Raw genomic sequence first — 21440 nt, 5'->3', positions numbered from 1 at the left:
ATGATGGATTTGTCAATTTTAAAAACAACTTTCAGTAATGAGTGATGCATCCAACATAAGAACCACCGTTAATCATAGTCAGGAATCCAAATATTTGAAATTAAGCGGTCTAGAGCCATTGATAGTTACTCCTGAAAGTAATTTCATTAATGTTGGGGAACGTACCAATGTGGCCGGATCAAGGAAATTCCTTCGTCTTATCAAAGAGGAGAAATTCGAAGAAGCCCTTGATGTTGCCCGTCATCAAGTAGAAGGTGGTGCACAGGTCATTGATATTAATATGGATGACGGACTCATAGACGGGAAAGAGTCCATGGTAAAGTACCTGAACCTTTTAATGGCAGAACCCGATATAGCCCGGGTGCCCATTATGATAGATAGTTCTAAATGGGAGATTATCGAGGCAGGTCTTCAAGTGGTACAAGGTAAATCCGTTGTGAATTCCATAAGTCTAAAAGAGGGTGAGGAACAATTCGTTCAACATGCCAAATTAATAAGGCGTTATGGGGCTGCCGTTATCGTAATGGCTTTTGATGAGGTAGGCCAAGCTGATAATTTTGAACGAAGGGTTGAGATAGCAAAACGCTCATATGACATTTTGGTCAATGAAGTGAATTTTGCCCCCGAGGATATTATTTTCGATTTGAATGTGTTCCCCGTTGCTACGGGAATGGATGAACATAGGCGAAATGCCCTTGACTTTATCGAGGCCACCAAATGGGTGCGCGAAAACCTCCCTTACTGTAGTGTAAGTGGTGGTGTTAGTAATGTTTCCTTTAGTTTTCGCGGTAATAATCCAGTGAGGGAAGCCATGCATTCGGTTTTTCTGTATTATGCCATAAAAGCAGGTATGAATATGGGAATCGTAAACCCTACGATGTTAGAGGTTTATGATGATATTCCGAAAGATTTGTTGGAACATGTTGAAGATGTGATTCTTGATCGCCGGGACGATGCAACTGAGAGATTGCTCGATTTTGCAGAATCCGTGGTTGGTAAGGCCAAAGAGAATAAAATCGATCTTTCATGGAGAGAGGAACCTCTGCAGAATAGGATTACTAGGGCTTTGGTCAAAGGTATCGACCAGTATATCGTTGAAGATGTAGAAACCGCCCGTAAAAGTGTAGATAATACTATTGAGGTCATCGAAGGTCATTTAATGACGGGTATGAACGTTGTGGGTGATCTGTTCGGAAGTGGTAAAATGTTTTTGCCTCAAGTTGTAAAGTCTGCCCGTGTCATGAAGAAGGCGGTAGCGTATCTATTGCCGTATATTGAAGAAGAAAAGAAAAACAATCCCGATGCGGTCTCTGGTGGTTCGGCTGGAAAAATTTTAATGGCAACTGTTAAGGGCGATGTACACGATATAGGGAAAAATATAGTAAGTGTTGTTTTGGCCTGTAACAATTATGATATTATTGACCTAGGGGTAATGGTGCCTCCGGAAAAAATCATCGAGGCTGCCAAAAAAGAAAATGTAGATGTAATCGGTTTAAGTGGTTTGATTACCCCTTCATTGGATGAAATGGTGTTTTTGGCTAAGGAAATGCAACGTCAGAATTTCAACGTGCCTTTGCTCATAGGGGGAGCCACGACCAGCAAGGCCCATACTGCCGTGAAGATAGATATTGAATACCAGAATGCGGTAGTGCATGTAAATGATGCTTCTAGGGCCGTAACGGTGGTTGGTGATCTTTTGCAAAAAGAAACCTCCGAAACCTACAAGCAATCGATAAAACTCGATTATGAAACGTTCCGTGATAAGTTTAAGAACCGGGCAAAACATAAAGAATATAGATCTATCGAAGATGCTAGGGCGAACAAGTTTCAAATAGATTGGAAAGGTACCGATCTTGTTAATCCAAATTCAATGGGTATTCAGGTTATCGATGATCTGGACCTGAATAAATTACTGCCGTTCATTGATTGGACCCCGTTTTTCAGAAGCTGGGAATTGCATGGTAGATTCCCCGATATCCTTACGGACAATGTTGTTGGGGAACAAGCCACAGAGCTTTTTGCAGATGCACAGGAAATGTTGAAAGAGGTGGTAGAAAAGAAATTATTGAAGGCAAAAGCAGTTTTCGGTTTGTTCAAAGCCAACACTATTAATGAAGATGATATAGAAATAGAGGCCGATGGAAAAAATTATATATTCCGAACCCTACGCCAACAATTGAAAAAACGGGATGGAGTGCCTAATTTTGCGCTGTCCGATTTCATTGCTCCCAAGAACCAAGGTTTACAGGATTATATAGGATGTTTTTGTGTAAGTGCTGGTTTTGGTACTGCGGAATTGGCCGCGGAATATGAAAAGAACCATGATGATTACAATGCTATTTTGATCAAGGCATTGGCCGATCGATTGGCCGAAGCATTTGCGGAATATTTACACAAGGAGGTTCGTGTTGATTATTGGGGATATGCCAAGGAAGAGCAATTGAGCAATGAGGATCTGATCAATGAGGGGTATAAAGGTATTAGACCGGCACCAGGATACCCTGCATGCCCGGACCATTTGGAAAAATTAACCTTATGGGAAGTATTGGGTGTAAAGGAAAAAATCGGGGTAGAACTGACCGAGAGCTTGGCCATGTGGCCTGCAGCCAGTGTAAGTGGTTATTATTTTGCACACCCTGAGGCCCGGTATTTTGGATTAGGGAAAATAAAAGAAGATCAGGTACAGGATTATGCAGCGCGCAAAGGAATGCCGATTGCGGATGCCAAAAAGTGGTTGGCACCGAATATTAGTGAGGATTAAAGAAGGATTTGCGTTAGGGATAGCAGCGGCATCTTTTTTCGGGACCGTTCAATTGTGTTTGGTAAAATTGTTTTACGAAAAAAATATAGCGAATAGCCCGACCCATTTTGGGGAACGCCAAAAAATGAAATAAGAATACATACTGAAACAAGTTCAGCATATATGAAAGTAACAGACCATATAAAAAATGCCAAAGGCGAGACGTTGTTCTCTTTTGAGTTGATTCCGCCGGTAAAAGGAAGAAATATACAGGAGTTGTATAATAATATCGATCCGTTGATAGAGTTTAAACCTCCATTCATTGATGTAACCACTTCCCGGGAGGAGTATATCTATATTGATCGAGACGGTCTGCTGGATAAAAAATTGACACGTATGCGGCCAGGTACGGTCGGTATTTGTGCTTCGATAAAGCATAAATATCAGGTAGATACCGTTCCGCATATCTTATGTGGTGGATTTACCAAAGAGGAAACCGAATATGTGTTGATCGATTGCCATTATTTGGGAATTGAGAATGTGATGGCCTTACGTGGAGATGCCCGTAGGGAACAGAAATATTTTGAGCCCACTAAAGGGGGGCATGCCTATGCATTGAATTTGGTGGAGCAGATAAATGACCTGAATAAAGGTAAATATTTGCACGAAATGATAGAGAATGATGATAATGCGGACTTTTGTATCGGAGTGGCCGGCTATCCTGAAAAGCACTTGGAAGCACCTTCCCTGCAGTCAGATCTTAAACGATTGAAGCAAAAAGTTGATGCCGGGGCCGATTATGTTGTGACCCAAATGTTCTTCGATAATCAAAAGTATTTTCAATTTGTGGAAGCAGCAAGGAACATGGGCATTACCGTGCCTATTATTCCTGGTATTAAACCCATTGCGGTTAAAAGGCATTTACAATTATTACCTCAGGTTTTCCGTATAGACCTACCCCAGGATTTGATAGATGCCGTTGATGGGTGTGCCGACAATAAAGCAGTTCGTCAGGTTGGTGTTGAGTGGGCCATTCAACAATCAAAGGAGTTGAAAGCGGCCGGTGTCCCGGTTTTGCACTACTATTCCATGGGTAAATCTGATAATATACATGCCATTGCAAAAGAGGTGTTTTGATCTTTTTGAAATTAATTCAATAGGGGAAGGTTGTGTATAGTGCGTTCAAAAGTATTAACTTCGCGCCCTGCGTTAGCATTGTATAATTTTTAGGCACTTCATGAATTTTAGGTTGCTCCCCGTTTTTCTTTTGGTACTCAGTATTGGTTTTTCCCAAACCGAAAATGTGGAGGTTAAAAAACATACCATTGATGTCAACCAGTTTTACGGTTCGGTGTTGCTTCATAACACCGATATATCCCACCTGATTTCTAACCACCCTGCCGGATTGATTCTTAGTTATAACCGCAAGACCTACGGGGATGAGGCTTGGCAAGAAGATTTCAATTATCCAGATATCGGTGGTTCGTTCATCTATCAAAACATGAACAATAGTACTTTGGGTGAAAATTATGGATTATATGCCCATTATAATTTTTATTTCTTTCAGCGATTAATGCAGTTTAGAATAGGGCAAGGAATTGCCTATAATACCAATCCATATGATAAATATGAGAACTTCAGGAACAATGCCTATGGCTCCCGATTACTGAGTTCTACCTATTTAATGTTGAATTATCATAAGGAAAATATATTTAAAGGACTGGGTTTTAAGGCTGGTATTACATTGATCCATTATTCAAATGCCAATTTCAAGGCTCCCAATACATCGACCAATACTTTTGCTTTTAATGCCGGTTTAACGTATGATTTGGACGGAGGTCAGGAAATAGCTTTTTTGCCGACACGTGAAAAGGTGAAAATTACAGAACCTGTTAAATACAATTTGGTTTTTAGGGCCGGGTTGAATGAAAGTGATGTAATTGATATGGGACAATATCCATTTTATATAGTTTCGGCATATGCCGATAAACGCATCGGAAGAAAGAGTGCCATCCAAATAGGGGCCGATGTTTATTTTTCCCGCTTTTTGAAGGAGCTGATTCGTTTCCAGTCCATCGCTTTTCCTGAAAACGGGGTTTCGGCTGATGACGATTATAAACGGGTCGGGGTATTTTTAGGGCATGAGCTTTTTATCAATAGAATGTCCGTAATTACACAATTGGGTTATTATGTATACTATCCTTTTGATTTTGAAGGGCGTATGTACAATAGAATTGGCCTTAAGCGTTATTTTGGTAAAAAGATGTTCGGTGCTGTCACTTTAAAATCGCACGGAGCCAAGGCAGAGGCCGTAGAGTTTGGAATAGGCATAAGGTTATAAAAGATGTTAAATTGAAAATAAAAAGAACACTTAATTATCAAAACAAGATACCCTTGAATATGTTCAAGGGTTGCATGATTGTTTTTTTGTTTTTCTTTCTTTCGTGTGATAGTGAAAATGCCCCGGATTGCCTTCAAGATGCGGGAGATATTGTTCGTTCCGAATTCAGTTTGCCTGCTTTTACCAAGATAACGGTCAATGAAAAGGTTGGTCTGGTTTTGAAACAAGGTGATACACAGAAGGTTGAAATTGAAACAGGGGAGTTTCTGCTGGATGAGGTTACTGCGGAAGTCGTTGATGGTAGATTGGTGTTGGGCAACGATATTGGTTGTAACCTTTTTAGGGACTATGCGCTTACAACGGTTTATGTAACGGCCCCGAAAATCACAGAAATTAAAAGTAATACGGGTTTGGCCATTAAAAGTGATGGTGTATTAGGTTATTCAAACCTTACGCTGTTTTCTGAAAGTTTTTCAGACCCAGAAGCAGAAACCACTGATGGGGAGTTTGATTTGGATGTGGACACCAATGGTCTGGCTATAACTACAAATGGCATTGCATACTTCAAATTAAAAGGAGCCACAAATAGTCTTAATATACTCGTTGCCGCAGGGGATTCTAGGATTGAAGCGGAAAACCTTGTGGCCAATTCGGTACAATTGAACCATCGTGGCACCAATGATATTCAAGTTAATCCACAAGAATCTATTTCCGGAACTATCCGTGGTACTGGTGATGTGATCAGTTATAACCGACCTGATACGGTCGATGTTGGGGAATTGTATACAGGAAAGCTTATTTTTAAGGATTGATTCCAAGGAAAAGGTGTTTTCCGATTTCCAATGAATGATCAATACTTAAAACTATCATTTTAATACCTATAAAAGTGTGGTATAGTTGAATTCCTTCCTTACATATCTGAAAAGCATATTTACTTCTGAAAGTGAATTACATCAACAACCAGGTTTAAAAGGTAAAGCAAAGGTTGATGATTTACTGAATACGCTTATTACAGAAAAAAAGTTGCCAGGATTGGCGATTACCGTACGTAAACATGGAGAGGTGGTATTTCAAAAAGGCTATGGCTATGCCGATATTGAAGCAAATATAAAAGTAGATCCAAAGCGTACGGTTTTCAGGATAGCAAGTGTATCAAAAAACATAGCGGCCACTGCACTGGCTCAAATGGTAAAGGAAAACGGGATAGATTTGGATGCCTCTTTATATGACTACGTTCCTTATTTTCCGAAGAAGGAATATGATTTTACTATTCGGCAATTGGCGAACCATACTGCAGGCATACGGGGATACAAAGGAATGGAATATGGATTGAACCAACCATTTTCCATAAAGGAAAGCCTACGGATATTCAAAGATGATGACCTGCTTTTTAAACCTGGTACGGATTATCATTACAATAGTTTTGATTGGGTATTGATTTCCTTGGCAATGCAAGAAGCCAGCGGTGTTTCCTTTGAAAATTATGTTCGCGAAAAAGTATTGTTGCCGATGGGGCTCTTGAATACCTTTGGGGAACCCATTGAAACTGATAAAATCGAAATCGATGAGGAGGTTGCCGGTCATATGGCTACTTTTTATTCTAGGAGAAAATCAGGTTTTAGAAAGGCAATGCCTGTAAATAACCATTACAAATTAGCAGGGGGTGGCTATTTGTCAACTTCTGAAGATATTGCGAATTTCGGTCAGGCATATTTGAAAGCCGATATTTTAAAAGATAAGGTGATTTCCGAATTTTTAACTGCGGAGAAGATTGGAGGAAAATCTACCTATTATGGTCTAGGGTGGCAAGTTAGCCTTGATGCAAGCGGAAGATCTTATTTTGGTCATGTAGGTAATGGTATTGGAGGGTATTCCAATCTCTTCATTTACCCTAAAGAGGAAATGGTTTTTTCTATTTTGACCAATTGCACCAACCCACGTATTCAAGATGTTTTGGATGCGGCGGTAAATATTTTCCTTGTTGATTCCCAATAAAAAGTATGTTTTTAGAGAAAAATAAACAACGGAATTGGTTTTTTTAGAAAAATTCAAAAAAAGACCGACTTTGGATTTGTTTTTTAAATTTAATAATTACCTTAGTCCCAGATTTACAAAGATAATGAGTAAGCAGTATTTCTTTAACAGTTTTTATTTTTTCTTCTTTTATAAAGGAGGAACGGGACTGTTGTAGTGTATTGCTAGTACTAAAATATAACATTGAGTCCCGTGAAAAACGGGACTTTTTTTGTTGAAAAAATATCGGTTTAATATAACCAAAGTAAAAATGGGTTTAAAAATAGCCATACAGGGAATCAAGGGGTCTAACCATCATCAAGTGGCCTTGGATTATTTTGAAAATGAGGTTGATCTGGTAGAGTGTATGTCTTTCCATAGCTTGGTAGATCATTTATTGGATGCCACGGCAGATAAAGGTATAATGGCTATTGAGAATTCTATTGCAGGATCGATAATACCTAATTATGCCCTTGTAAATGATAAAAACCTGCACATTATAGGAGAGTATTATTTAAATATACACCATAATTTAATGGGGCTAAGAGGGCAAACGATCCAAGATATATCGGAAGTGCGGTCGCATCCTATGGCACTTTTACAGTGTAGGGAGTTTTTAAAGACCTACCCCCATATTAAAATGGTTGAAGATGTAGATACCGCAGAGACCGCTAAACAGATTCATGACAAGCAATTAAAAGGAATTGCGGCGATCGCACCTAAGGTTGCGGCAGATTTATATGATCTGAACATTATTTCACCTGATATACAGACCATTAAAGATAACTCCACCCGATTTATTATCGTAAAGACCACCAATAAAGAATTGCCGAAAAGTGAAATCAATAAGGCTTCTATACGTTTCGTTACCGATCATAAAAGAGGTAGTCTAGCTACGGTTTTGAATGTAATGAGCGATTGTAATTTGAACTTAACCAAAATACAGTCTTTGCCCATTATTGAATCTCCTTGGAAATATGCCTTTTTTGTTGATGTTACATTTGATGAATATGATAATTTTGCCAAGGCAAAATCACTTTTGAGAATCATGACCCATGATTTTAAGGTTTTGGGGGAATATAAAAATGCAAGAATATGATTGTTACTGCGGATAGATTAAAAACGGTTGAAGAATACTACTTCTCTAAAAAATTAAGGGAAGTGCGTGGACTTATCGCAGCAGGAAAGCCCATAATAAATATGGGAATAGGAAGTCCGGACCTGGCTCCTTCGAAAAGTGTCCTAGATGCCATTACCGAATCCTTGGCGGATGACGGGGCACATCAATATCAAAGTTATCAGGGACTGCCGGAACTTAGGGAAAGTTTTGCGGATTTTTACAAAACAAAATTCGATGTAATACTTGACTCCAATACTGAGGTTTTGCCCTTAATGGGTTCCAAGGAAGGAATCATGCATATAAGCATGGCCTTTTTGAATGCCGGTGATGAGGTTTTAATACCAAATCCTGGTTATCCAACATATACATCGGTAACTAAATTGGTCGGTGGGGTTCCTAAGCTTTATGACCTAAATGCTGAAGGGGAGTGGTTTCCTGATTTAGATACATTGAGACAACAAGATCTGTCCAAAGTAAAATTAATGTGGGTCAGTTATCCACATATGCCTACAGGTGCTACCGCAAGTAAGGATCAATTGAAAAGATTGATAAGTTTTGCCAAAGAAAACGATATACTACTGATAAACGATAACCCCTATAGTTTTGTATTGAACAATGATCCATCGAGTATTTTGGCTATCGAAGGGGCAAAAGAGGTCGCGTTGGAACTGAATTCGTTGAGCAAGACCTTTAATATGGCAGGTTGGCGTGTTGGTATGGTATTGGGCAATGCCGCCCATATCGACGCTATTTTAAAAGTGAAGAGCAATATGGACTCCGGAATGTTCTACGGTATTCAAAAAGGTGCGATCGCAGCATTGAAAAGCGGGGAAGATTGGTTCAGGTCTTTGGATGAAGTTTACCAAAGAAGGAGGGAATTGATTTTTGAATTGGCCGACGCATTGAATTGTACGTATGATAAAAATGCAGTGGGAATGTTCGTTTGGGCAAAATTGCCCGAAAATTCACTGGCTTCCGAGGATTTTATTGATAAGGTGTTGTATGATAAGGATATATTCATAGCTCCAGGAACTATATTCGGTAGTAATGGGGAGGGCTATATTCGATTCTCACTTTGCGTAAAAGAGGAAAAAATTAAAGAAGCATTAGATAGATTTTAAGATGAATGTATTTGTAGTCGGTGTAGGTTTGATTGGGGGCAGTATGGCCAAGGATATTAAACGGTTGCATCCTGAAGCCAAGATTTATGGTGTAGACACCAATGTTATCCATTTAGAAGAGGCAATGGCCCTAGATTTGATTGATACCAAGGCGGGTTATGAAGATTTGGGTTTGGCAGATGTTGTCATAGTAAGTATTCCGGTAAACGCTATGCTTACCGAGATTCCGAAAATATTGGATCAAATTAATGATGATTGCGTTGTGCTCGATGCAGGTTCTACCAAAGCGGCTTTGTGTAAAAGTCTGGACGACCATGAGAAACGAAGAAACTTTTTAGCATGCCACCCTATTGCGGGTACTGAATTTTCAGGCCCTTCAGCGGCAATAGAAAATTTGTACCAAGGAAAGACCAATATTATCTGTGAGGTTGAAAAGACCGCTTTTAAACTTCAGGAAAGGGCATTAGCGCTATTTCAACAATTGGGCATGCGAATACGGTACATGAATCCTGAAGCGCATGATAAGCATATCGCCTACGTATCCCATTTATCACACATAAGTTCTTTTATGTTAGGTAAGACGGTAATTGATAAAGAAAGAAATGAACGGGATATATTTGACATGGCGGGAAGTGGATTTGAAAGCACCGTACGTTTGGCAAAAAGTTCACCGGCCATGTGGGCCCCTATTTTTGAACAGAACAAGGAAAATGTCGTTGACAGTTTGGATGAGTATATCGAAAACCTTCAGGCATTTAAAGAATTGTTGGTCAAGAACGATTATGAGGGCATTTATGATGAAATGAACAATACGAATAAAATCAAGGAAATATTAAAAGGAATACCTTTGAACAAATAAGAGGAAAGTAAAATGGAGAATTCAAAAGAAATGAGAACGTGGTTAGATGATTTGGGACTAGATCATCCTTTGGTAATTGCAGGGCCATGTAGTGCAGAGACAGAAGAGCAGGTCATGAAAATAGCCCATGAGCTAAAAGACACAGATGTTAATTACTTTAGGGCAGGTATCTGGAAACCAAGAACACGCCCAGGTAATTTTGAAGGTGTTGGTGCTTTGGGCCTTAAATGGTTACAGAGGGTAAAGGAAGAAACAGGATTGAAGACCGCGACCGAAGTGGCCAATAAGGCCCATGTGGAATTGGCTTTGGAACATGACATCGATCTATTGTGGATTGGTGCCCGTTCAACGGTTAGTCCGTTCATAGTACAGGAAATCGCAGATGCTTTGGAAGGTACCGATAAAATCGTATTGGTGAAGAACCCGGTAAATCCGGATTTATCTTTATGGTTAGGGGCTGTAGAAAGACTGCATAGCAAGAATATCAAGAAGTTGGGTGTTATCCATAGGGGATTTTCAACCTATGAAAAATCTAAATATAGAAATATTCCGGAATGGCAATTGGCCATTGAATTACAGACCAAATTCCCTGATTTACCATTGATCAACGATCCATCGCATATTACAGGCAATAGGGACATGATCTTTGATGTTTCCCAAACCGCATTGGATCTTAATTTTGACGGACTCATTGTTGAGACCCATTTTGATCCAGATAATGCCTGGAGTGATGCTGCCCAGCAGGTAACACCAAAGACCCTGGTGCAGATCATGAAAGATCTACGTATACGTAAGGAAACCGATGAAGAAGCGGAATTCAATAGTAAATTGAGTAACCTAAGGACACAAATCGATATCATAGATAATCAATTGATCGATATGTTAGGTAAGAGAATGAAGATTTCTGATGGTATTGGCAGTCTTAAGAAACAAAAGAACGTGGCTATACTTCAAAGTAATCGATGGAATTCGATTTTAGGAAGTATGATCCTAGAAGGGGAATCAAAAGGGTTGAGCGAGGAGTTTATACTTCGGATGTTCAAAGCGATTCACCAAGAATCAATCAACCATCAAGAAAAGATAATGCAAGGCTAGAATTAAAATCCCGATTTAAATCGGGATTTTTTTTTTGAAAACTGTAACACTTTTATTTGTTTACCATCTTTAGATAAATCTAAACGAGTAATGATGAAGAAAATACTTTTCCTTTTAGTGGTAATGGGTTCCATAACGGCATCGGCCCAAAGAATGATAGACAAGGAAGTCGGGGACTTCAATAAAATAAAGGTTTTTGATCTTATAGAGGTGAATCTTATAAAATCCGACGAAAATAGGATTATCATTAAAGGTGAGAATGTTTATGATATCAAATTTGTAAATACGGATGGTACTTTGAAATTACGAATGCAATTGGAGAAAAAATTCACCGGGGAAGATACCTTTATTGAAGTGTTTTACAAACATTTAGACGTTATTGATGGTAACGAAGGTGCCAAGATCGTTTGTAATGAATTGATCGAGCAGGACCATCTTGAAATCCGTTCCCAAGAAGGGGCCCAGATAAAGGCAGGATTGAATGTCGTTGATTTGGAGGTTAGGGCAGTGACCGGTGGAATCGTGGAAGCTTCAGGTTTGGCAAAAAACCAATGGATCGTATTGAATACTGGTGGTATTTTTGAAGGAAAGGAATTGCAAACATCGTATACGGATGTAAAAATTACCGCAGCAGGTGAGGCCGAGGTCTTTGCCTCTGAAAAAGTAGATGTCAAAGTGAGGGCCGGTGGCGATGTTTATGTCTATGGTAATCCACGGGATGTCAATAAAAAAACCCTGGCCGGTGGCAGGGTTCATATAATAGATTGAAAATAAAAAAAGCCGGTCCAAGACCGGCTTTTTTTATCGCTTAAAAATGTATCGGGTAATGAATATGCCCTGCCCATCACCTTTGCCGCCGTCGCTTTCCACGGCACTGGTCACGAAAGCCAGTTCCCATCCCTCGGCAACCATGGCATTCAACTTCGAAGTGATTACAGCATCATTTGCAGCGATGTTCTGAAAACGGATTCCACCAATATTGAAAAAGTTCAATAATTTGGTCTCTTCAAAATTCTTCACCCTGATTTCATCCCTTTTAGATTTATTTCGTGTCTTGTCCTCTTCAGATTGTACACTTGTGAATTCCTTATAATCTTTTTCTTCCAAGGTGCTGATCAAACGAGACCTTCCGATGCCACTGGGAACAATTGATTCAACGCTTGTGATTACGGTGTACTCTTGCGCACTTAGGTCTAAAGAGATTAGACTTAAAAGAAGACAGACTAATACTACTGGTTTTTTCATAATACGTGTTTTTAAGGTTTTGGATTAATATTTTTTTAATTGGGTGTCCGGGTTGTTCAAAACAAAAAGACCCAACTGTTTAGCTGGGTCTAAGTTAAAAATCATTTAAGTATCCGTGTTATTGAATAGAGAAATCAAAAACAGATTGATTTTCTCTTCCTTGCGGTACTTGCCCTTGGTAAATAAAGCAATACTCCCCTGGCTCTAAGGCATCTGGAGTTACTTTGAATTTATTTCCTTCTATTTCTTCCATTGAAAAGTTAAGGGCATATTTAGGGTCGATACCACTACTACTTGTAATCCAACTATCCTTTCCTGTAATTACTTCCCTTAAATTTTTACGCTCCTTAACCGTTAGTTTAACCAGAACGAATTCATTAGGGTTGCTGGCCATTCTGAACCACCAATTGAAAATGCCTGTATCGCCACCTTGGTTGTTCTGCATATTGTCAACTTCCGTTACACTTGGGTCGAATATAAATGTGAATTCAGGTGAATTGGTTTTAAGCACATTGTTCGAGTGAACACCTGGTAATTGTGCTTTTTTCTTTGAATTGATCAATCCAGAGACCAATTTTTGGGCAACTGCATTTGAGTTTGAACCGGAAAAAACACTTGGATGTATTAACTTATCCTCTCCATTTTCGGCCAAGTAATAGATACCTGTCTTTGATTTGGTATTTTGTTTGGATTTATCCATGATCAACGAAATGACCTCGGAAGAAACACCGGCTTTTTTTAAATTGCCCAATGCTGATATAGAAGCGTCGAATTTCACGTCTGAGGTATTGATCTTGTCGATGATCATATAATCATCGAAACCAAGTTCCATCATCTGTACAACAGATTCGTTGGTAATGGTTTCTTGCGCCACCAATACGCCCGAAAAGGTAAATAATAAGAGATAAATAGTTTTCTTTACTAGATTCATTTTTGCTTTGTTTTTTGTTTATAGAGTTAATAGGAACTGCGCCAAATTTATAGTATTTTATGTTAATAAAAACAGTTACTTTGTAAAATAGTGAAATTTGTTCATTAATGAAAGGCATAGTTTATAAGTCGACAGGGAGTTGGTATACCGTTAAATCGGAAGATGGGGATTTTTACGAATGTCGCATAAAAGGCAAGTTTCGTATAAAAGGGATAAAAAGCACAAATCCCGTCGCTGTAGGGGATCACGTTATATTCGAAGTTGAGAATGCTGACGAAAAGACCATTGGGATTATTACCGAAATCGAAGATCGTAAGAATTATATTGTTCGAAAATCGGTTAAACTTTCGAAGCAGACACATATAATCGCATCTAATCTGGATCAGGTTTTCCTGTTGGTCACCATTAAGAACCCCAAGACCTATACGATTTTCATTGATCGTTTTTTGGTTACTGCCGAAGCCTATGACATTCCGGCCATTTTACTTTTTAATAAGATAGACAGTTATGATGAAGATGAGTTGCTCGAGGTTAAGTATTTGGCGGCCCTTTATCGTAAAATCGGATATACCTGCATCGGGATTTCTGCAACGACAGGCAAAAACGTTGATAAGGTAAAGGAATTAATGATAGGGAAGACCAGTATGTTCTCAGGAAATTCGGGGGTGGGAAAATCAACCCTGATCAACGCTTTGGAGCCTTCGTTAAAGATTAAGACCACTGAAATTTCCGAGCAACACCTTCAGGGGCAGCATACCACAACTTTCGCTGAAATGTTCGATTTAAGTTTCGATGCCCAGATAATCGATACCCCTGGGATTCGTGGCTTTGGTATTTTCGATATGGAGAAAGATGAAATAGGTGACTATTTCCCTGAATTCTTCAAGTTGAAAGGCGGATGCAAATTCAATAACTGCCTGCATTTAGATGAGCCTAAATGCGCAGTGAAGGAAGCACTGGAAAATGATGAGGTGGCCTGGAGCAGATACAAAAGTTATGTTCAAATGGTTACCGGTGATGACGATACCTATAGAATTGATATTTTTGAGAAGCCATAAATTATTTTGAACTGAATTGTCATGAAAGCTGTTGTTCAAAGGGTCTCTAAGGCCAGTGTTACCGTAGAGGGGGAACTCATTTCGAGTATTGGGAATGGATTACTTATTTTATTGGGGATAAGGAATGGGGATGATGAAAAAGATATTGAATGGCTTTCCCGGAAAATCGTGAATCTTCGAATTTTCAATGATGAAAACGGGGTTATGAACAAGTCTCTGCTTGAAAACGGGGGAGATGCCATTGTGGTAAGCCAGTTTACTCTACAGGCTTCAACAAAGAAAGGAAATAGGCCTTCTTATATTAAAGCGGCCAAGCCCGACATTTCCATCCCTTTGTACGAGGAATTTGTTAAAACCATACAGAAAGATCTTGGAAAGGAAGTGGGTACAGGTGTTTTCGGTGCAGATATGAAAGTTGATTTATTGAATGATGGTCCTGTAACCATAGTAATCGATACAAAAAATAAGGAATAATGGGAATACAGAAAGCACAACAGGAGGTAGATAATTGGATCAAGGAGCATGGGGTACGTTATTTTAATGAACTGACCAATATGGCCCAACTTACCGAAGAGGTAGGGGAAGTGGCACGTATCATTGCCCGTAGATATGGCGAGCAGAGCGAAAAGGAATCGGATAAGGATAAGGATCTTGGGGAGGAGCTCGCCGATGTACTTTTTGTGGTCCTGTGTTTGGCAAACCAAACAGGGATAGATCTAGAAGCGGCTTTCAATAAGAAAATGGATATAAAAACAAAGAGGGACCACGATAGGCACCAAAACAACGAAAAACTCAAATAATAGTATATTTGGGTCTTCTTTAAAAAAACAATCAAGTTGAAGCTACACCTAACTGGTCCGTCAGAACATTTATTAACATCCAACATACAGATAACCGGTTCTAAGAGTGAATCGAACAGGTCGCTATTGTTACAGGCTTTGTATCCTACCATTTCAATTCAAAACCTATCTAATTCTGATGATGCGAGGGTGATGCAAAAAGGCCTGAAAATCAGTAAAGGCGAAGTGGATATTCACCATGCAGGTACCGCAATGCGTTTCTTAACGGGGTATTTTGCCTCCCAAGAAGGTAAAGATGTAATATTGACCGGTTCAAAGCGAATGACCGAAAGACCTGTGAAGGTTTTGGTCGAAGCCTTACGTAGTTTAGGGGCCGATATTGAATATGTAAATGAAGAAGGGTATCCTCCGATTAAAATAAAAGGTAAGAAACTTACTGAGAACAAAGTGAGCCTTCCGGCCAATATAAGTAGTCAATATATTTCTTCTTTGCTTTTGATTGCCCCCAGTTTGGAAAATGGTATTGAAATGGAGTTGATCGGGAAAATCACCTCCGTCCCATATATAAAAATGACCTTAAGTTTACTAGGTCAAATCGGGGTCGCCTCCTCGTTTGCAGGTAATACGATAAAGGTTTCATCCAAAAAACAGGTTGCCCCAGTTGAGTTGGTTGTTGAGTCGGACTGGAGTTCAGCTTCTTATTTCTATAGTATCGTTGCATTATGTGAGGTCGGGTCCAAAATAGAATTGGGGTCCTATAAAAAAGACAGTTTGCAAGGTGATAGTGTTCTTGCGGATATTTATAAAAGTTTTGGCGTTGAAACATCTTTTCAAAGGAACAAAGTTGTTTTAAAAAAAGAACGGATTCCAAAGCTGACCATTTTGGAGTGCGATTTGGCCAACGCCCCTGATATTGCCCAGACCATTGCGGTTACTTGCCTAGGATTGGGAATGGGTTGTGAGTTGACCGGATTGCATACGCTAAAAATCAAAGAAACAGATAGATTATTGGCCATGCATGCCGAACTATCAAAATTCGGGGCCAAGGTTCAAATAACCGACAGGTCATTGTTGTTGGAGCCTTCTAACGGATTAAAATCCGAAGTGGCCGTAGATACCTATAATGATCATAGAATGGCTATGGCCTTTGCCCCTTTGGCATTGAAAACATCTTTTGTGGTCAATGATGCCGAGGTGGTTTCAAAATCCTATCCAGATTTTTGGGAAGACCTTAAAAAGTTGGGTTTTCGGTCCAAAGAGTTATAATTGTCATTTAATCATCGTTTTACTTGACAACCCCTATCTCGAGGTCGTATATTTGCAGCCGCAAAATTTTGCTAATAAAACTTACAATACGTACACCATATGAAATTATCACACTTCAATTTTGAACTTCCAAAAGAATTATTGGCCGAGTATCCTGCGGAAAACAGGGACGAATCCAAATTAATGGTCATTCACCGGGAAACCGGAAAGATCGAGCATAAAATGTTCAAAGATCTTATCGATTATTTTGATGAAGGTGATGTAATGGTCTTGAACAATACCAAGGTTTTCCCTGCAAGATTATATGGTAACAAAGAAAAAACCGGTGCGCGTATCGAGGTTTTCCTTCTTAGGGAACTTAATGAGGAACAACGTCTATGGGATGTTTTGGTCGATCCTGCACGTAAAATACGTATTGGGAACAAACTTTATTTCGGGGAAGATGAAAGTTTGGTAGCTGAAGTTATTGATAACACGACCTCAAGAGGTAGAACATTACGTTTTTTATATGACGGGTCTTATTCTGATTTTAGGAGAAAACTTCGTGAATTAGGGGAAACCCCATTGCCTAAATACATTAAGAGGGAAGTTACACCCGAAGATGAGGATCGTTACCAAACCATTTATGCGAAACATGAAGGTGCGGTTGCTGCGCCAACTGCCGGATTGCATTTCTCCAGACACTTATTAAAGAGATTGGAGATTAAAGGGGTCGATTTTGCCGAGGTGACCTTACATGTTGGGCTTGGTACTTTTAATCCTGTTGAGGTTGAGGACCTTTCCAAGCATAAGATGGATAGTGAGGAGTTGATCATTGATGAAAAAGCGACTGAAATAGTAAATGCGGCAAAAGCCAATAAAAGAAAGGTATGTGCCGTTGGTACTACGGCCATGCGTGGGTTAGAGAGTGCGGTTTCATCCGAACATACACTGAATACCTTTAATGGGTGGACGAATAAATTCATTTTCCCTCCTTACGAGTTCAGTATAGCAACCTGTATGATTACCAATTTCCATTTGCCAAAATCAACATTGTTGATGATGGTCTCTGCTTTTATAGGTCACGATTTGATGAAAAGGGCATATAAAGAAGCCATATTGGAAAACTATAAGTTCTATTCTTATGGTGATGCCATGTTGATCTTATAGCGATATAATTATTTCCGTTTAGAAGGAAATATTGAAATTACCGAAATGAAAAATCCCACTTTATCGATTTGTATTGAATGTGGGATTTTTTTATTGCCTAAATGAAATGGAGGAAAAAACAACTAAAAAGGATATTAGGGCATTGACCCTGGAACAGCTCCGCGATTTTTTCGTACAAAGTGGGGACAAAGCGTTCAGGGGTAATCAGGTCTATGAATGGCTATGGCAAAAATCTGCCCATACTTTTGAGGTTATGACCAATATTTCAAAAGAAACCAGGGATTTGCTGGCTGCCAATTTTGTGATCAATCATATCAAGGTAGATTTAATGCAAAGAAGCTCGGATGGGACCATAAAGAACGCTGTTCGTCTGCATGATGATTTAGTGGTCGAGTCGGTATTGATTCCTACCAAAACAAGAACAACGGCCTGTGTTTCCAGTCAGGTAGGTTGTAGTTTGGACTGTAAGTTCTGTGCAACGGCCAGGCTAAAACGTATGCGTAATTTGAATCCCGATGAAATCTATGACCAAGTAGTTGCGATCGATAATGAAAGTCGTTTGTATTTTGACCGTCCTTTAAGTAACATTGTTTTCATGGGTATGGGAGAGCCATTGATGAATTACAACAATGTTTTGCAGGCCATAGAAAAAATAACTTCACCCGACGGTTTGGGCATGTCTCCTAAAAGAATCACCGTATCTACTTCAGGTGTGCCAAAAATGATCAGAAAAATGGCCGATGAGGGTGTAAAGTTCAATTTGGCGGTTTCCTTACATTCCGCCATTGACGAGATACGTACTTCGATAATGCCATTTAATGCCAAAATGAATTTGGCCGATCTAAGGGAAGCATTGCAATATTGGTATGGGAAGACCAAAAATAGGATTACCTATGAATATGTGGTGTGGAAAGGAATCAATGATTCACAGAAAGATGCCGATGCTTTGGTTCAATTTTGTCGTTTTGCTCCTTCAAAAGTAAATTTGATCGAGTATAACCCTATAGATGATGGTGAGTTTCAACAGGCAAATGACAAGGCCATTGAAATGTACGTGACCACTTTGGAGAGAAAGGGTATTACGGTAACCGTTCGCCGATCCAGAGGTAAGGATATTGATGCCGCCTGTGGTCAATTGGCCAATAAGTCATAACATTTTTGATGTCAAAATTCCGAATTCTGAGTTTACCCCGAAATTTTGCCTAAATTTATCCACCGAACCAGGTAAGACAATAAACCGATTTCTTGAAAATAGTAGCCCAAATAAAGGATCCCGTAAATCAGGAAATGGAACTTTTTGAAAATAAGTTCCGGGATTCCATGTCTTCGAAAGTTGCCTTATTGAACCGGATCACCTATTACATCGTAAACCGTAAAGGCAAGCAGATGAGGCCAATGTTCGTGTTTTTGACGGCCAAATTACTCAATAACGGGGAGGTTAACGAGCGTACGTATCGTGGGGCATCGATTATCGAACTTATACATACGGCAAGTCTGGTTCACGATGATGTTGTTGATGAAAGCAACAAACGACGTGGATTTTTCTCTATAAATGCCCTTTGGAAGAATAAAATTGCCGTACTCGTCGGTGATTATCTATTTTCAAAAGGATTGTTATTGTCCTTGGATCACAGCGATTTTGATTTACTTCGAATTATCTCAGTCGCCGTTCGTGAAATGAGCGAAGGTGAATTGCTACAAATTGAGAAAGCCCGTAGACTGGATATTGTTGAAGACGTCTATTATGATATAATTCGACAAAAAACCGCAACGCTTATTGCGGCGTGCTGTAGTATGGGTGCCTGCTCTGTAAAACCGGATTCTGAAGAAGTTGAGACTTTTCGAAAGTTCGGGGAATATTGCGGTATGGCCTTTCAGATAAAAGACGACCTTTTTGATTATGGTGATCGGCAAATTGGGAAACCCACGGGTATTGATATAAAAGAGCAAAAAATGACCTTGCCCTTGATCCATGTACTCAATACCTGCTCAAAAGCTGAAAAAAAATGGTTGATCAATTCGGTCAAAAACCACAATCGTGATAAAAAAAGGGTAAGGGAGGTAATTCAATTTGTAAAAGAGCAAGGGGGATTGGATTATGCCGAAAACAAAATGCACGAATTTAAACGACTAGCTTTGGATATTCTACTAACCTATCCCCAAACAAATTATCGGGACTCCCTAGAGCTTATGGTCAATTATGTGGTTGATAGAAAAAAATAATTTTCAATAAACTGTAAATCAGGTAATTGAAGTAATTTTTAGAAAATATTTTTTTTCCAGGCAACTATCTCTTCTTTTAATGCGTCTATCTTTATAGAAGCCAATTAAATCATTTTGAAGATCATAACCATATACAACAACGAGAAACAACTCATAAAGAAAGCAACTGCCGGTAATCCGGAAGCGCAGAAGCGTATTTATGATAAGTTTTCTCCTAAAATGCTTGGGGTTTGCAGGCAATATGTGAAGGATTTACACTATGCCGAGGACGTTATGATCAGTGGTTTTCTAAAGGTTTTTAAAAACTTGGGGTCTTTTGGGTTTCATGGGAGTTTTGAGGGGTGGATTCGCAAAATCATGATACGGGAAAGTATTTCGTATATAAGAAAGCAACAGTTTGTTGTATATGATGACGAATTATATGAAAGAAATGAGCTCGAAGGCAATACCATTTCAACTGATATGGATGTTGAGCATATCCAAATGCTTATAGATGCCTTGCCCGAAGGGTATAAAGTGGTTTTTGTACTGTATGTGGTTGAAGGATACAAACATCAGGAAATCGCAGAGCTTCTTCAAATCTCGGAAAACACCTCGAAATCCCAGTTGTTCAAGGCTCGGAAAATGTTGCAAGAGCAATTGCAACAACAAAATATTATAGGTTATGGAAGTCGATAAATTTGAAAAACACATAAAAAGGCATCTGAATGAAAGGGAAATCACTCCTTCAGAAAGTGCGTGGGATACATTGTCCGAACAGTTGCCAAAGGTAGGAACGAAGAAAAAAAATAAATTCTTTTGGTATAGCGTGGCGGCCGTATTTATTGGGGTATTGATCGTGTCAACGCTTTATGTCAATAGAAATCAGGCACCTACCGAAATGCCAATTGAAGTTGTTGAAAAGCCGCAAGAAATCAATGTTCCTGAAAATGATAGGGATGTGATGGTTCCGATGAAAGAAGAGGATAAGTTGGTTGTGGTAAAAAAGAGTGAAATCAAAAAAGCTAAGGCCCCCATTGAAGTTCTATCGAAAACAGCGATAAAAGATGAGCCCAAGTTTGCCGTATTGGAAAAAGATAAAATCACCAATGAAAGTTCAGATATGGTAAAAACAAAAACCGAAGAACTTATAGATGCTAAAATCGCGGAATTGGCAACCCAGGTCCAATTTTTGGAGGGTGCCGACATTCAGGTGACTGATGCGGAGGTAGATTCCTTGCTCCGGAAGGCCCAACGGGAAATTCTGGCTGATAAAATTTTCATTGAAAAGGGCAAGGTCGATGCTATGGCGTTATTAGATGAGGTTGAAAACGAGCTCGACCAAACATTCAGGGAACAGATTTTTGAATCCTTGAAAACGGGATTCCTTAAAGTAAGAACAGCGGTCGCCGATCGCAACAATTAATATTCATCAATCAATCAACGATCTTCTTTAGCCTGCCCTCTATTAAAGAGGGTGGGAAAGGAAGGTCATAAAAT

General features: G+C 39.3%; 21 protein-coding genes. 19 read left to right on the top strand and 2 right to left on the bottom strand.

What is annotated here, in order from left to right; all coding sequences use genetic code 11:
* Positions 1 to 37: 37 nt before the first annotated feature.
* The 10 genes from metH (at position 38) to GJ691_RS16755 (ending at position 12057) form a co-directional block, all read left to right on the top strand.
* On the top strand, positions 38 to 2761 hold the full coding sequence (gene metH, locus GJ691_RS16800; RefSeq protein ID WP_154369002.1) for a methionine synthase: 2724 nt from the start codon (positions 38 to 40) through the stop codon (positions 2759 to 2761).
* Positions 2762 to 2923: 162 nt separating this feature from the next.
* Positions 2924 to 3877, top strand: coding sequence for a methylenetetrahydrofolate reductase [NAD(P)H] (metF, locus tag GJ691_RS16795; protein WP_154369001.1), 954 nt, complete (start codon positions 2924 to 2926; stop codon positions 3875 to 3877).
* Positions 3878 to 3977: 100 nt separating this feature from the next.
* Complete coding sequence (locus GJ691_RS16790) at positions 3978 to 5081, top strand: acyloxyacyl hydrolase (protein WP_154368999.1); 1104 nt, start codon at positions 3978 to 3980, stop codon at positions 5079 to 5081.
* An 11-nt stretch (positions 5082 to 5092) separates the two neighbouring features.
* Positions 5093 to 5893, top strand: coding sequence for a head GIN domain-containing protein (locus GJ691_RS16785; protein WP_246200213.1), 801 nt, complete (start codon positions 5093 to 5095; stop codon positions 5891 to 5893).
* A gap of 85 nt (positions 5894 to 5978) precedes the next feature.
* On the top strand, positions 5979 to 7076 hold the full coding sequence (locus GJ691_RS16780) for a serine hydrolase domain-containing protein (RefSeq protein WP_154368998.1): 1098 nt from the start codon (positions 5979 to 5981) through the stop codon (positions 7074 to 7076).
* 289 nt (positions 7077 to 7365) lie between these two features.
* Positions 7366 to 8193 (top strand): prephenate dehydratase, encoded by an 828-nt coding sequence (locus GJ691_RS16775; protein ID WP_154368996.1) that lies wholly within the window; start codon positions 7366 to 7368, stop codon positions 8191 to 8193.
* Positions 8190 to 9335 carry a pyridoxal phosphate-dependent aminotransferase gene (locus tag GJ691_RS16770; RefSeq protein WP_154368994.1) on the top strand — a complete coding sequence of 382 codons (1146 nt, stop codon included), beginning with the start codon at positions 8190 to 8192 and terminating at the stop codon, positions 9333 to 9335. The genes GJ691_RS16775 and GJ691_RS16770 overlap by 4 nt, the downstream gene beginning before the upstream one ends.
* Position 9336: 1 nt before the next feature.
* On the top strand, positions 9337 to 10194 hold the full coding sequence (locus tag GJ691_RS16765) for a prephenate dehydrogenase (RefSeq protein ID WP_154368992.1): 858 nt from the start codon (positions 9337 to 9339) through the stop codon (positions 10192 to 10194).
* Positions 10195 to 10206: 12 nt separating this feature from the next.
* Entirely contained in the window at positions 10207 to 11289 is a 1083-nt protein-coding gene (locus tag GJ691_RS16760; RefSeq protein WP_154368990.1) for a bifunctional 3-deoxy-7-phosphoheptulonate synthase/chorismate mutase type II, read from the top strand.
* Positions 11290 to 11382: 93 nt separating this feature from the next.
* A complete protein-coding gene (locus GJ691_RS16755) occupies positions 11383 to 12057 on the top strand; it encodes a head GIN domain-containing protein (RefSeq protein WP_154369134.1) in 675 nt (224 codons plus the stop codon).
* 33 nt (positions 12058 to 12090) lie between these two features.
* Here GJ691_RS16755 and GJ691_RS16750 read toward each other — a convergent pair whose 3' ends face one another.
* Positions 12091 to 12534: a hypothetical protein gene (locus GJ691_RS16750; protein ID WP_154368988.1), complete on the bottom strand. Its 444-nt coding sequence runs from the start codon at positions 12532 to 12534 to the stop codon at positions 12091 to 12093.
* A 118-nt stretch (positions 12535 to 12652) separates the two neighbouring features.
* Positions 12653 to 13465: a hypothetical protein gene (locus GJ691_RS16745; RefSeq protein ID WP_154368986.1), complete on the bottom strand. Its 813-nt coding sequence runs from the start codon at positions 13463 to 13465 to the stop codon at positions 12653 to 12655.
* 107 nt (positions 13466 to 13572) lie between these two features.
* Here GJ691_RS16745 and rsgA point away from each other — a divergent pair, with 107 nt between their 5' ends.
* The 9 genes from rsgA to GJ691_RS16700 all read left to right on the top strand — a co-directional run bounded on the left by rsgA (position 13573) and on the right by GJ691_RS16700 (position 21366).
* Positions 13573 to 14523 (top strand): ribosome small subunit-dependent GTPase A, encoded by a 951-nt coding sequence (gene rsgA / locus GJ691_RS16740; protein ID WP_154368984.1) that lies wholly within the window; start codon positions 13573 to 13575, stop codon positions 14521 to 14523.
* Between the two features lie 21 nt (positions 14524 to 14544).
* Positions 14545 to 14997, top strand: a complete 453-nt coding sequence (gene dtd, locus GJ691_RS16735; RefSeq protein WP_154368982.1) for a D-aminoacyl-tRNA deacylase — start codon at positions 14545 to 14547, stop codon at positions 14995 to 14997.
* The gene (locus GJ691_RS16730) at positions 14997 to 15323 is read left to right on the top strand and encodes a nucleotide pyrophosphohydrolase (RefSeq protein ID WP_154368980.1); all 327 of its coding nucleotides are present in this window, start codon (positions 14997 to 14999) and stop codon (positions 15321 to 15323) included. The genes dtd and GJ691_RS16730 overlap by 1 nt, the downstream gene beginning before the upstream one ends.
* Positions 15324 to 15359: 36 nt before the next feature.
* A complete protein-coding gene (locus tag GJ691_RS16725) occupies positions 15360 to 16589 on the top strand; it encodes a 3-phosphoshikimate 1-carboxyvinyltransferase (RefSeq protein WP_154368978.1) in 1230 nt (409 codons plus the stop codon).
* A 99-nt stretch (positions 16590 to 16688) separates the two neighbouring features.
* Positions 16689 to 17738 (top strand): tRNA preQ1(34) S-adenosylmethionine ribosyltransferase-isomerase QueA, encoded by a 1050-nt coding sequence (gene queA, locus GJ691_RS16720; RefSeq protein ID WP_154368976.1) that lies wholly within the window; start codon positions 16689 to 16691, stop codon positions 17736 to 17738.
* 106 nt (positions 17739 to 17844) lie between these two features.
* Positions 17845 to 18891, top strand: a complete 1047-nt coding sequence (rlmN, locus tag GJ691_RS16715) for a dual-specificity RNA methyltransferase RlmN (RefSeq protein WP_154368974.1) — start codon at positions 17845 to 17847, stop codon at positions 18889 to 18891.
* 92 nt (positions 18892 to 18983) lie between these two features.
* Complete coding sequence (locus GJ691_RS16710; RefSeq protein ID WP_154368972.1) at positions 18984 to 19961, top strand: polyprenyl synthetase family protein; 978 nt, start codon at positions 18984 to 18986, stop codon at positions 19959 to 19961.
* A 114-nt stretch (positions 19962 to 20075) separates the two neighbouring features.
* The gene (locus tag GJ691_RS16705) at positions 20076 to 20639 is read left to right on the top strand and encodes an RNA polymerase sigma factor (RefSeq protein WP_154368970.1); all 564 of its coding nucleotides are present in this window, start codon (positions 20076 to 20078) and stop codon (positions 20637 to 20639) included.
* Positions 20626 to 21366 carry a hypothetical protein gene (locus GJ691_RS16700; protein WP_154368968.1) on the top strand — a complete coding sequence of 247 codons (741 nt, stop codon included), beginning with the start codon at positions 20626 to 20628 and terminating at the stop codon, positions 21364 to 21366. Before GJ691_RS16705 ends, GJ691_RS16700 begins: the two co-directional genes overlap by 14 nt.
* Positions 21367 to 21440: the final 74 nt, after the last annotated feature.

The sequence above is a fragment of the Maribacter luteus genome (assembly GCF_009674825.1).
Classification (GTDB): Bacteria; Bacteroidota; Bacteroidia; order Flavobacteriales; family Flavobacteriaceae; genus Maribacter_A; species Maribacter_A luteus.
Note: the sequence above shows the minus strand (reverse complement) of the source record. Positions and strands in the feature narration are given on the sequence as shown.

Bases quoted from the DNA above. Each gene is read 5' to 3' on its own strand.
- GJ691_RS16730 (WP_154368980.1), top strand. From the start codon at position 14,997: ATGGGAATACAGAAAGCACAACAGGAGGTAGATAATTGGATCAAGGAG.
- metH (WP_154369002.1), top strand. From the start codon at position 38: ATGAGTGATGCATCCAACATAAGAACCACCGTTAATCATAGTCAGGAA.
- GJ691_RS16755 (WP_154369134.1), top strand. From the start codon at position 11,383: ATGAAGAAAATACTTTTCCTTTTAGTGGTAATGGGTTCCATAACGGCA.
- GJ691_RS16790 (WP_154368999.1), top strand. From the start codon at position 3,978: ATGAATTTTAGGTTGCTCCCCGTTTTTCTTTTGGTACTCAGTATTGGT.
- GJ691_RS16745 (WP_154368986.1), bottom strand. From the start codon at position 13,465: ATGAATCTAGTAAAGAAAACTATTTATCTCTTATTATTTACCTTTTCG.
- rsgA (WP_154368984.1), top strand. From the start codon at position 13,573: ATGAAAGGCATAGTTTATAAGTCGACAGGGAGTTGGTATACCGTTAAA.
- dtd (WP_154368982.1), top strand. From the start codon at position 14,545: ATGAAAGCTGTTGTTCAAAGGGTCTCTAAGGCCAGTGTTACCGTAGAG.
- GJ691_RS16770 (WP_154368994.1), top strand. From the start codon at position 8,190: ATGATTGTTACTGCGGATAGATTAAAAACGGTTGAAGAATACTACTTC.
- GJ691_RS16775 (WP_154368996.1), top strand. From the start codon at position 7,366: ATGGGTTTAAAAATAGCCATACAGGGAATCAAGGGGTCTAACCATCAT.
- rlmN (WP_154368974.1), top strand. From the start codon at position 17,845: ATGGAGGAAAAAACAACTAAAAAGGATATTAGGGCATTGACCCTGGAA.
- queA (WP_154368976.1), top strand. From the start codon at position 16,689: ATGAAATTATCACACTTCAATTTTGAACTTCCAAAAGAATTATTGGCC.
- GJ691_RS16760 (WP_154368990.1), top strand. From the start codon at position 10,207: ATGGAGAATTCAAAAGAAATGAGAACGTGGTTAGATGATTTGGGACTA.
- GJ691_RS16750 (WP_154368988.1), bottom strand. From the start codon at position 12,534: ATGAAAAAACCAGTAGTATTAGTCTGTCTTCTTTTAAGTCTAATCTCT.
- GJ691_RS16765 (WP_154368992.1), top strand. From the start codon at position 9,337: ATGAATGTATTTGTAGTCGGTGTAGGTTTGATTGGGGGCAGTATGGCC.
- GJ691_RS16700 (WP_154368968.1), top strand. From the start codon at position 20,626: ATGGAAGTCGATAAATTTGAAAAACACATAAAAAGGCATCTGAATGAA.
- metF (WP_154369001.1), top strand. From the start codon at position 2,924: ATGAAAGTAACAGACCATATAAAAAATGCCAAAGGCGAGACGTTGTTC.